6 protein-coding genes are annotated in these 11,745 nt (G+C 66.4%); 3 read left to right on the forward strand and 3 right to left on the reverse strand.

Annotation, left to right across the window (positions count from 1 at the left end; translation table 11 throughout):
- Positions 1-185 precede the first annotated feature (185 nt).
- A complete protein-coding gene (locus tag DNK34_RS05315) occupies positions 186-2,159 on the forward strand; it encodes a BCCT family transporter (RefSeq protein ID WP_131177229.1) in 1,974 nt (657 codons plus the stop codon).
- A gap of 204 nt (positions 2,160-2,363) precedes the next feature.
- On the opposite strand, the gene DNK34_RS05320 is transcribed toward DNK34_RS05315, so the two are convergent.
- Both DNK34_RS05320 and DNK34_RS05325 read right to left on the reverse strand, forming a co-directional pair.
- A complete protein-coding gene (locus DNK34_RS05320; protein ID WP_131177228.1) occupies positions 2,364-4,340 on the reverse strand; it encodes a methyl-accepting chemotaxis protein in 1,977 nt (658 codons plus the stop codon).
- A 414-nt stretch (positions 4,341-4,754) separates the two neighbouring features.
- Positions 4,755-5,675, reverse strand: coding sequence for a LysR substrate-binding domain-containing protein (locus DNK34_RS05325; protein WP_131177227.1), 921 nt, complete (start codon positions 5,673-5,675; stop codon positions 4,755-4,757).
- 192 nt (positions 5,676-5,867) lie between these two features.
- Here DNK34_RS05325 and DNK34_RS05330 point away from each other — a divergent pair, with 192 nt between their 5' ends.
- A complete protein-coding gene (locus DNK34_RS05330) occupies positions 5,868-7,259 on the forward strand; it encodes a NorM family multidrug efflux MATE transporter (protein ID WP_131177226.1) in 1,392 nt (463 codons plus the stop codon).
- Between the two features lie 63 nt (positions 7,260-7,322).
- Here DNK34_RS05330 and DNK34_RS05335 read toward each other — a convergent pair whose 3' ends face one another.
- Complete coding sequence (locus tag DNK34_RS05335) at positions 7,323-8,996, reverse strand: putative bifunctional diguanylate cyclase/phosphodiesterase (RefSeq protein ID WP_131177225.1); 1,674 nt, start codon at positions 8,994-8,996, stop codon at positions 7,323-7,325.
- Positions 8,997-9,317: 321 nt separating this feature from the next.
- On the opposite strand from DNK34_RS05335, the gene rep reads away from it, so the two are divergent.
- On the forward strand, positions 9,318-11,327 hold the full coding sequence (rep, locus tag DNK34_RS05340) for a DNA helicase Rep (RefSeq protein ID WP_131177224.1): 2,010 nt from the start codon (positions 9,318-9,320) through the stop codon (positions 11,325-11,327).
- Positions 11,328-11,745: the final 418 nt, after the last annotated feature.

The raw sequence follows: 11,745 nt of genomic DNA on the forward strand, positions 1-11,745 counted from the left end.
GATAGCCTGCGTACTCAAGGACGTGACTATCGATGGTGCTACACTGCCCGGCCTTCCGCTCTTGGCGGCCATCCGATAAACCGAGTCCACGTCCTTCATCCGGCTGCATGCTCGATTTGGCCTACGCTGAAACGACATGCGTGCACGCCATCATGGACAGCGTCTGACCAAGGAGAGCTAGCTCAATGGAAGCACCTCAGTCTTCCCGCTCCACCCTCAACCCGCCGGTATTCTTCGGCTCCACCATTCTGATCGCCTGCCTGGTGGTCTACAGCACCCTGTTCCAGGGTCACGCCCAGCGCGTGTTCGAATACACCCAGGCCTGGATCATCGACAACGCCAGCTGGATCTATGTACTGGCCGTGGCGCTGATCCTGCTGTTCGCCGTGTTCCTCGCGGTCAGCCGCTACGGCGACATCAAGCTCGGCCCCGATCACAGCGAGCCCGAATACAACAACACCACCTGGTTCTCCATGCTGTTCTGCGCCGGCATGGGCATCGGCCTGATGTTCTTCGGCGTGGCCGAGCCGGTGATGCACTTCATCGCGCCGCCGGTGGGCGATCCACAGACGGTGACCGCCGCCAAGGAAGCGATGAAGCTGACCTTCTTCCACTGGGGTCTGCACGCCTGGGCGATCTACGCCATCGTCGCGCTGATCCTGGCCTACTTCAGCTACCGGCATAACCTGCCGCTGACCCTGCGCTCGGCGCTCTACCCACTGATCGGCGACCGCATCTACGGCCCCATCGGCCATGCGGTGGACATCTTCGCGGTGATCGGCACGGTGCTCGGCGTGGCCACCTCGCTGGGTTACGGCGTGCTGCAGATCAATACCGGCCTCAACCACCTGTACGGCCTGCCGACCACCACCACGGTGCAGATCGGCCTGTTGATCTTCACCATGCTGCTGGCGACCATCTCCGTGGTCAGCGGCCTGGACAAGGGCATCCGCCGTCTCTCCGAGCTGAACATGCTGCTCGCGGTCGGCCTGCTGCTGGTCGTGCTGGTGCTGGGCCCGACCGTGTTCATCCTGCAGACCTTCGTGCAGAACACCGGCGCCTACCTGTCGGAGATCGTCAGCAAGACCTTCAACCTCTACGCCTACGAACCGACCGACTGGATCGGCGGCTGGACCCTGTTCTACTGGGGCTGGTGGCTGTCCTGGTCGCCCTTCGTCGGCCTGTTCATCGCGCGCATCTCGCGCGGGCGCACCATTCGCCAGTTCATCAGCGGCGTGCTGGTGGTGCCGGCCGGGTTCACCCTGCTGTGGATGACGGTATTCGGCGACACGGCGATCCACATGATCATGGTCGAAGGCATCAGCGATCTGGCCGAGGCCGTGGAAAAGGACAGTTCCCTGGCCTTGTTCGCCTTCTTCGAGCACTTCCCTTTCTCGATGATCCTGTCGCAGATCGCCGTGCTGATGATCGTGGTGTTCTTCGTCACCTCGGCGGATTCGGGCGCCATGGTGGTCGACATGCTGGCCTCCGGCGGCAAGGACCGGACACCGGTCTGGCAGCGGATCTACTGGGCCGCGCTGATGGCCGTGGTGGCGATTTCGCTGCTCCTGGCCGACGGCCTCAAGGCGCTGCAGACCGCGACCATCGCCAGCGCCCTGCCCTTCGTGGTCGCCCTGCTGGCCTCGATGTGGGGCCTGCTGCGCGCCCTGCAGCTGGATGCGGCGAAACGCGGCCTGCGCCAGCAGGTCGCGCTGAGCCCACGCAGCGCCAGCAGCCCGGGCGGCTGGCAGCGCCGCCTGCGCAGCATCGCCATGCTGCCGCGCCGCGCCCATGTCACGCGCTTCATCAACGACACCGTGCTGCCGGCCTGCCAGCAGGTCGCCGAGGAGCTGCGCAAGCAGGGCCGCGAAGCCAGGGTGGAAAGCGGCGAGGACGGCCGGGTGAGCCTCTCCGTCAGCCATGGCGACGAGGCGGACTTCCATTACCAGGTGCGCCCGCGCGCGCTGATCCAGCCGAGCTTCGTGATGCGTGACACCCGCGACGATACCAGCGAGGAACGCAAATACTTCCGCGCCGAAGTGCACCTCGACGAGGGCGGCCAGGATTACGACGTGATGGGCTGGAATCGCGAGGAAGTGATCGGCGACATCCTCGACCAGTACGAACGGCACATGCACTTCCTGCACATGACGCGCTGACCGGTCGCGCAACGCACACGCCCGGGCCGATGACCCGGGCGTTTTCGTTCAGGCAGGAGTAAGGCGATAGCGGCCGTTCGTAGGATGGGTGAAACCCATCGGCAATTGATGGGTTTCACCCATCCTACAGGCTGCCTCGCTTCTAGCTTGAAGCTTGTGGCTTGCAGCTCAACGTCCGCTTGCGCCTTGAAACCGCCCGATCGACTAACGGAAGCGCTCGACTTCCCGGTGCAGGTCGCTGGCCAGCTTCTCCAGTTCCTCGGAGGTGTGGGCCAGGTTGGCGATCACTTCGCGCTGCTCGCCATTGGCCTGGGCGATGCTCTGCAGGTTGCTGCTCAACAGCGTGGCGGTGCTGCTCTGCTCGCTGGTGGCGGTGGTGATGGCGGTGAACTGCTCGCCGGCGGCGCTGCTCTGCTCGGCGATCTGGGTCAGCGCCGCCGCGACCTTGGCGTTCAGGGCCAGGCCGTTCTGCATCAGCGCCCGGCCTTGCTCCATGGTGCTGATGGCGCTGCTGGTTTCACCCTGGATGCTGCCGATCATGCTGGAAATCTCGGTGGTCGCTTCACGGGTTCGCCCGGCCAGGCTGCGCACCTCGTCCGCCACCACGGCGAATCCACGGCCCTGCTCGCCGGCCCTGGCCGCCTCGATGGCCGCGTTGAGCGCCAGCAGGTTGGTCTGGTCGGCGATCGAGGTGATGACACTGAGGATGCCGCCGATTTCCTGGGAACGCTGGCCGAGGCTATCGATCACCCGGGCCGTGCTGTCCAGCGAGCCGGCGATCTGCTCCAGGGCATTGGACGCCTCTTCCATCGAGGCGCGCCCGATGCGCGTCTGCTGGGCATTGTCGCTGGCCATGCGCTCGGTATTGCGCATGTTGTCGGCGATGTTCAGCGACGTGGCGCTGAACTCCTCCACCGCACCGGCCATGCTGCCGATCTCGCCCGATTGCTGCTCGATGCCTTCGTAGGCACCGCGCGACAGCCCGGACAGGGCTTCGGCGCGCTGGCTGACATGCTGGGCGGCGCCGCGAATGCGCTCGACCATGGTCGACAGTGCCGCACTCATCTGATTGAAGTTGCGCGCCAGTTCGCCGATCTCGTCGTCGCTGGTCACCGCCAGGCGTACGCTCAGGTCGCCGGCGCCCAGCGCCTGGGCCTGGCGTACCAGCTCACCGAGAGGGCGCAGCTTGCGCCGCAGCAGCCAGATGACCGCGACCACCGCCAGCAGCAGCGTGAGCAGGCTGCCGATCGCCAACTGGCTGCCGACGCGCCAGGTCACCGCCTGGATCTCCTGCTCCGGCATGCTCGCCACCACGGTCCAGGGGCCACCGGCAAAGGGCACCGCCACGCTGTAGAACTGTTGCGCACCATCGCTCCAGAAACCGCCCTGGCCCGGCGTGCCCAGCACCGCGCTCATGCGGCTGGTGAGTTGTTCCGGTTGCTGTGCGGCGAACGGCGGCACCAGCCAGTTGCCCTGATCGTCGAGCAGCGCCAGGGAACCGGTAGTACCGATGCGGAAGCGTTGCAGGTTGGCGAACTGGGCATTCTGCGCATCGGTGTAGTCGAAGCCGACGAACAACACCGCGATCACCCGCCCGCTGCTGTCGCGCACCGGGGTGTACTGGGTCATGTAGAAGCGGTCGAACAGCAGGGCGCGGCCCACGTAGCCGTCTCCGCCGAGCAGACGGCCATAGGCCGGATGCTTGCGGTCGAGCAGCGTGCCGATGGCGCGGCCGCCATCCTGCTTGGTCAGCGAGGTGGTGACACGAACGAAATCATCGCCATCGCGCACGAATACCGTCGCCACACCGGCGGTCAGTTGACGGAACTCGTCGACCTCGGCGAATGCGTTGTTGAGCAGGGTCGACCCCAGATACAGCCCGGGCGCCTGCAGCGAACCGACGCTGACGCGCTCTTCGGGGCGCACGCTGAGTCCGTCACTGAAGCGTTGTTCGAACAGCCCGGCCAGGCGCTGGGTGCTTTCGCGCAGGCTGTCATGGAAGGTGCTCAACTGGTCGGCCAGCAACCGCGCCTCGCTGCCGAGGTGCTCCTCGCGCGTGACCAGGTTGGCGCTGCTCAGCGAGCGCAGGGCGAACAGCGTGCTGACGCTGATCAACAGCACCAGCACCACGGCAAGGGCGGTTGCCAGTTGCCAGGCGATACGGGAACGGGGTTGGGCCATGGGGCGGTCTCCAAAAGACCCACGGCTGGCTGCGTGAAGACGCTGGCACAGAGGCATGGGTGAGGCAAATAGTGATCAGGTATTTCGGCGAGCGCGGAGAATACTTGAGCGATTTAGTACGTCAATCGCCATAGCGACAGAATCCAGCCAATACGACGAAAATGTCGCTTTTAAGAACCTGTCTCGGCGCAACTTTGCCCCAAGGGTGGGACTCCGTGGGCAGCAGCCTGTCGCTCTGCTATAGCCGCGCCCGCGTCGATTGGCGCGCCGCGAATCCTGCTAAATGGCCGCCATCGCTTCGCGCCGGGGTCGACGCTCCTACCGGGGCGATGACAGGCGCATCTGTGTGGGAGCCGCGCCCCCGCGGCGATTGGCGGCCGCGACGCGGTATGGCGACGATCAACATGCAGGGCGTCAGCGCCGCTGTTGCACCGCCGGCAACTGCATGGCGGCCACCTCGTCCAACAGGAAGTCGCGCAGGCGCTGGAAGCGTTCCTGTCCGCGCCGGGCCCTTGGCCACACCAGGTAGTAGCTATCGCCACTGGCCACGGCACAGGGCCAGGGCAGGCCGATTCGTCCCTGGGCGACATCCTCGGCCACCATCACCAGGTCGCCGATGGCCACCCCGTAACCCCTGGCCGCCGCCACCATGCCCAGTTCCAGGGTGTCGAACACCTGCCCGCCCTTGAGCGGCACCGCCTCGTCCAGCGCCACGGCCTGCAACCAGCGGCGCCAGTCACGCCGGTCCGGCGTGGGGTGCACCAGCTCGGCCTGCTGCAGCCGTGGCAGATCCCAGGCATCCCCTGCCGCCAGCTCGGGGGCGCATACCGGAATCAGCCACTCCTCGAACAGCAACGCATGCTCCCATTCGTCGCTGAACACGCCGTCGCCGAGCAGCACCGCACAGTCGAAGGGCTCGTGGAGGAAATCGACCCTGTCCACGTCCATCCAGGCACTGGTCAGTTGCACTTCGATATCGGCATGCAGGCTGCGAAAGCGTGACAGGCGGGCCAACAGCCAGCGCATGGTCAGGGTCGAGGGCGCCTTCAAGCGCAGGATGCCGTCGTCGACCCGCAGCGTGGCGCAGGCGCGCTCCAGCGCATCGAAGCCCTCGCGCAGGCCGGGCAGGAGCATGCGCGCCGGCTCCGTCAGTTGCAGGTGACGGCCGCGGCGCTCGAACAGGCGACAGGCGAAGTAGTCCTCCAGCGTACGGATGTGCCGGCTCACCGCACTCTGGGTGATCGCCAGTTCCTCGGCCGCCCGGGTGAAGGAGGATTGCCGCGCCGCCGCCTCGAAGGCACGCAGGGCATACAGGGCGGGCAGGCGTCGGCTCATGACAACGAACCATGAGTATTTATCATGCCAGGCATGGCTTTTTTCCTTTTGTGGAGTTCACCGGCGATACCGAGAATAGCGCCTGTTCCTTCGCTGTAAACACCTTCAAACCTGAACCCTTGGAATGACACCGCGGCCGCCCTAGTTTCCGCCTGGGCGCCCCATGGATTTTCCTTTGACTGAGCATGACTCATGAATCGCCATAGTGCCCGCGCCGAACTCCGCGCCATCCTGCGCCTGGCCGGCCCGCTGATCGCCGCGCAACTGGCCCATGTGCTGATGGTCTTCACCGACACCCTGATGATGGGCCTGCTCGGCCCGGACGAACTGGCCGGCGGTGGCCTGGGCGCGGCGAGCTACGCCTTCGTGTCGATCTTCTGTGTCGGGGTGATCGCGGCGCTGGGCAACCTGGTCGCCATTCGCCACGGCGCAGAGGATGTGTCCGGGGCGGCCCGGCTGACCGGCACCGGCGTGTGGCTCGCCTGGGCACTCGCCCTGGGCGCTGGCCTGATCCTGTACCACCTCGCCCCGCTGCTGCTTTACGCCGGACAGGCGGCGGACAACGTCGAGCGGGCCATGGCCTTCCTGCATACTCTGGTGTTCGCCCTGCCCGGCTACCTGACCTTCATGGCGTTGCGCGGCTTCACCGCTGCCATCGGCCGCCCCGGCCCGGTGATGGCCATCAGCATCGGCGGCGCCCTGGCCAACCTGATCCTCAACTACGCCCTGATCGAGGGCCGGTTCGGCCTACCGAGCCTGGGCCTGGGCGGCATCGGCCTGGTGACCGCCATCGTCAGTAGCGCGATGGCGGTGCTGCTGGCGCTGCACACCCGGCGTCACCGTGCCTATGCCGCCTACCCCTGGTGGCAGGGCCTGCGCCGACCCGCGCGCCAGGAGCTGGGGGAACTGCTGCGCCTGGGCCTGCCGATCGGCGCGACCTATGCCGTGGAGTCGGGGCTGTTCGCCTTCTCCGCCCTGTGCATGGGCGCGCTCGGCAGCACGCAGCTGGCCGCCCACCAGATCGCCATCCAGTCGGTGTACGTGGCGTTCATGGTGCCGGTGGGCATTTCCTATGCGGTGACCTTTCGCATCGGCCAGCACTTCGGCGCCGGCCGGCTGCGCGAAGCGCGCTGCGCCGGGCGCCTGGGCATCGCCTTCGGCGCCCTGTGCATGCTCGGGTTCGCCGCGCTGTTCTGGCTGGCGCCGCAGTGGGTGGTCGGCCTGTTCATCGAGCGTTTCGATCCGGCCTATGCCGAGGTGGCCCGTCTGGCGGTGGGCCTGCTGGCCATCGCCGCCTGGTTCGAGCTGTTCGATGGCATCCAGAGCATCGCCATGGGAGCGATACGCGGCCTCAAGGACGCCAACACCACCTTCTTCGTCGGCCTGGGCTGCTACTGGCTGATCGGCGCGCCACTGGCCTGGCTGCTGGCCTTCCACTTCGGCTGGGGCGCCGAGGGCGTGTGGTGGGGGCTGGCCAGCGGCCTGGCCTGTGCCGCCGTGGGCCTGACCCTGGGCTTCGAATACAAGACCGCGCGCCTGCTGCGTCCCCTCGGCCAGCCTGCGCAGCGCCTGCTCGGGGCCTGATGCCTACCTAGCCTGGCGAGATTTTGCGCGGCAACGCGGCTCGCGCTGAAACGTCAACAGACCCTAGCGCCCGTCCAGCGACTCCGGCAAGCGCAGGCGGCCAGCGGCCAGAAACCCGGCCAGGTCGTCCAGCGGCAGCGCCCGGCTGATCAGATAGCCCTGCACCTGATCGCAGCCGAAGCGGCGCAACAGTTGCAGTTGCTCGGCAGTCTCCACGCCCTCGGCCACCACCTGCAGGTCGAGGTTGTGCGCCAGGTTGATCATCGCCTGCACCAGTTGCTGGCGCTGCGGGCAACGCTGCATGCCATCGACGAAGCTTCTGTCGATCTTCAGCAAGGCGATGGGCAGGTTGCTCAGGTGCTCGAAGGAGGAGAAGCCGGTGCCGAAATCGTCGAGCGAGAAGCGTACCCCGAGCTGGCCGAGCCGGCGCATGGTCTGCTGCACCTGCTCGCTGCGGCGCATGACCGCGGTTTCGGTCAGCTCGAACTCCAGCCAGCGCGCGTCGATGCCGCGCTCGTCGATCAGGCGCTCCAGCGTCGGCAGCAACTGGCTGTCCTGGAACTGGCGGAACGACAGATTGACCGCCATGTGCAGCGCCGGCTGACCGCGCTCGCCCAGCCACTGCATGTCGCGCAGGGCACGGGAGATGACCCAGTAACCGAGCGGCACGATCAGCCCGCTCTCCTCGGCCAGGGGCACGAACTCGCTGGGTGCGAGCAGGCCGTGCTGGCCATGCTGCCAGCGCACCAGCGCCTCCAGCCCGACGACGCCTCCCGTGTGCAGACACAGGCGCGGCTGGTAGTGCAGTTGCAGCTCCTCGCGGCGCAGCGCCCGGCGCAGCTCGCGCTGCAGGTCGGCCTGGCTGCGCATGCCGCGATCCAGACGCTCGTCGTACAGGTGATAGGTGCAGCCCTGGCGGCCCTTGGCCTGTTGCATGGCGATATGGGCGTGCCACATCAGGGTGTCGGCGCTGTTTGTCGCTTGCGCCTGGGCCACGCCGAGGCTGCAACCGAGTAGCAGGCTTTCGCCATCGACCCAGTAGGGTTCGCAGAAGGCATCGGCCATACGCCGGGCCCAGGCTTCGGCGCGGCCAGGCTCGCCACGGGTGTCGAGCAGCAGGGCGAACTCGTCGCCCCCCAGGCGCGCCAGTTGATCGGCGTGCCCCAGGTGGGCCTTGAGCCGCGCCACCACCTGCTGGATCAGGTGGTCGCCGGCCCGATGGCCGAGGGTATCGTTGGCCTGCTGAAAGTTGTCCAGATCCAGGTGCACGAGGGCCAGGCCACGGCTGCCACGTTCGCCCAGGCGCGCGGCGAGCAGGGTCTGGAAGCCCTGCCGGTTGGCGATGCCGGTCAGCGCATCCAGTTCGGTAAGGCGTTGCAGGGTGTCGCGCAGGTTCCCCTGCTCGCGCACATAGCGCAGGCAGCGGCGCAGGACATCCTCGGTCAGGCGCTCGCGCACCAGCCAGTCGCCGGCCTCGGCGGGCGGCTCGGCGGGCTCGTCTTCGAGCAACAGGATGATCGGCGCCGCGCACTGGCCGGGCTCGGGCAGGCGCTCGCGGGTGGTCAGCAGCACGCTGTCGGGACTCTCGGCCAGCAGCTCGCGGGCCATCGGCCAGGACGATGCGCAGATCAGCGCCGCCGGGTAAGCCAGGGCATTCAGGTGCTCGCTCAGCAGCTCGCGCCATTGCGGCGTCCCGGCCAGCAGGATCAGGCGCAAAGGCCCGACGAATGCGCTCAAGAAACCTCCCCGGTGCACGACAGTATGGACGGACGAAGAGCCGCGGTTGCGCCATATCTGGCGTCAAATCAAGCACTTCCATATGAATCGACGAGCATCCTGCGACAAACGCGCAGAACCGACAAGCCCGCAGGCCAAACGAAAATCCACAGCGTCGAGCCCGTCAGACCGTGCGGCGCCCCGCATTACATGGCCACGGCCACGCCAGGAAGCCCGTCCCGGAAGCGCCGCCCGGGGTTCGCCCAGGCAACGCCACAAAGAGGACATGGGCGCACGACTTTCACGCTAAAATGCCCGGCCATTCCCTTCGCGATAGACACGATGTCCCGACTGAACCCCCGGCAGCAGGAAGCCGTGAACTACGTCGGCGGCCCACTTCTGGTGCTCGCCGGCGCCGGCTCCGGCAAGACCAGCGTGATCACCCGCAAGATCGCCCACCTGGTGAAGAACTGTGGCATCCGCGCCCAGCACATCGTCGCCATGACCTTCACCAACAAGGCCGCGCGCGAAATGAAGGAGCGCGTCGGCAGCCTGCTCAAGGGCGCCGAGGGTCGCGGCCTGACCGTGTCGACCTTCCACAACCTGGGCATGAACATCATCCGCAAGGAATACGCGCGCCTGGGCTACAAGCCGGGTTTCTCGATCTTCGACGACGGCGACATCAAGGCGCTGCTGTCGGACATCATGCAGAAGGAGTATGCCGGCGACGATGGCATCGACGAGATCAAGGGCTACATCGGCAGCTGGAAGAACGACCTGATCCTGCCCGACGAAGCCCTGGCCGCTGCCCGCGGGCCGAAGGAGCAGACCGCGGCCATCGTCTACCTGCACTACCAGCGCACGCTCAAGGCGTACAACGCGGTGGACTTCGACGACCTGATCCTGCTGCCGGTCAAGCTGTTCCAGGAACATGCCGACATCCTGGAGAAATGGCAGAACCGCATCCGCTACCTGCTGGTCGACGAATACCAGGACACCAACGCCAGCCAGTACCTGCTGGTCAAGCTGCTGGTGGGCATGCGCAACCAGTTCACCGTGGTCGGCGACGACGACCAGTCGATCTACGCCTGGCGCGGCGCGCGCCCGGAAAACCTGATGCTGCTCAAGGAGGACTACCCCTCGCTGAAGGTGGTGATGCTGGAGCAGAACTACCGCTCCACCAGCCGTATCCTCAAATGCGCCAACATCCTCATCGCCAACAACCCCCACGTGTTCGAGAAGCAGCTGTGGTCGGAGATGGGCGTGGGCGACGAGATCCGCGTGATCCGCACGCGCAACGAGGATGCCGAGTGCGAACGGGTGGCCCTGGAGATCCTCACCGAACACCTGCGCACGGAGCGGCCCTACAGCGATTTCGCCATCCTCTATCGCGGCAACTACCAGGCCAAGCTGATGGAGCTGAAGCTGCAGCACCACCAGATTCCTTATCGTCTCTCCGGCGGCACCAGCTTCTTCGCCCGCCAGGAGGTGAAGGACCTGATGAGCTACTTCCGCCTGCTGGTCAACCCGGACGACGACAACGCCTTCCTGCGGGTGATCAACGTGCCACGCCGGGAAATCGGCTCGACCACCCTGGAAAAGCTCGGCAACTACGCCACCGAACGCAAGATCAGCATGTACGCCGCCAGCGACGAGATCGGCCTCGGCGCCCATCTGGACAGCCGCTACACCGAGCGCCTAGCGCGCTTCAAGCGCTGGATGGACGGGGTGCGCCAGCAGTGCGCGCAGAACGACCCGATCGCCGCCATCCGCAGCATGGTGATGGACATCGACTACGAGAACTGGCTGCGCCAGAACGCCTCCAGCGACAAGGTCGCCGACGCGCGCATGGGCAACGTCTGGTTCCTCGTCGACGCCCTGAAGAACACCCTGGAGAAGGACGAAGACGGTGGCATGACCATCGAGGACGCCATCGGCAAGCTGGTGCTGCGCGACATGCTCGAGCGCCAGCAGGAAGAGGAAGAAGGCGCCGAAGGCGTGCAGATGATGACCATGCACGCCTCCAAGGGCCTGGAATTCCCGTCGGTGTACATCATCGGCTTCGAGGAAGAGATCCTCCCGCACCGCTCCAGCATCGAGGCCGATACCATCGAGGAGGAGCGGCGCCTGGCCTATGTCGGCATCACCCGCGCCAAGCGCAACCTGGCGCTGACCTTCGCCGCCAGGCGCAAGCAGTACGGCGAGATCGTCGAGTGCTCGCCGAGCCGCTTCCTCGACGAGCTGCCGCCCGAGGACCTGGTCTGGGAAGGCATGGAGGAAGCGCCGGTGGAGGTCAAGGCCGCCCGCGGCAACGACGCCCTGGCCAGCATGCGCGCCATGCTCAAGCGCTGAAACGACGCCCTCCTATGTAGGCCCGGATCGAGCGCAGCGTTATCCGGGAAATGGCACCTGGGGATCGCTCTGCTCAACCCAGGCCACGGGCTTGCAGGCGATCCCCCTTAACTGCCGATGCCGCGACGAACACCGCTTTCGTAGCCCGGGTCGAGCGCAGCGACACCCGGGGAATGGTACCTGGGTATCGCTCTGCTCAACCCAGGCTACGGGCTTGCAGGCGATCGCCCTCAAACTGCCGATGCCGCGACGAACACCGCTTTCGTAGCCCGGGTCGAGCTCAGCGACACCCGGGAAATGGCACCTGGGGATCGCTCTGCTCAACCCAGGCCACGGGCTTGCAGGCGATCCCCCTTAACTGCCGATGCCGCGACGAACACCGCTTTCGTAGCCCGGGTCGAGCGCAGCGACACCCGGG

Origin of the sequence: Phytopseudomonas dryadis (assembly GCF_004327355.1) — a bacterium.
In the GTDB taxonomy this organism is placed as follows: domain Bacteria; phylum Pseudomonadota; class Gammaproteobacteria; order Pseudomonadales; family Pseudomonadaceae; genus Aquipseudomonas; species Aquipseudomonas dryadis.

Coding starts and splice junctions, on each gene's coding strand:
- DNK34_RS05315 (WP_131177229.1), top strand. CDS start 186: ATGGAAGCACCTCAGTCTTCCCGCTCCACCCTCAACCCGCCGGTATTC.
- DNK34_RS05320 (WP_131177228.1), bottom strand. CDS start 4,340: ATGGCCCAACCCCGTTCCCGTATCGCCTGGCAACTGGCAACCGCCCTT.
- DNK34_RS05325 (WP_131177227.1), bottom strand. CDS start 5,675: ATGAGCCGACGCCTGCCCGCCCTGTATGCCCTGCGTGCCTTCGAGGCG.
- DNK34_RS05330 (WP_131177226.1), top strand. CDS start 5,868: ATGAATCGCCATAGTGCCCGCGCCGAACTCCGCGCCATCCTGCGCCTG.
- rep (WP_131177224.1), top strand. CDS start 9,318: ATGTCCCGACTGAACCCCCGGCAGCAGGAAGCCGTGAACTACGTCGGC.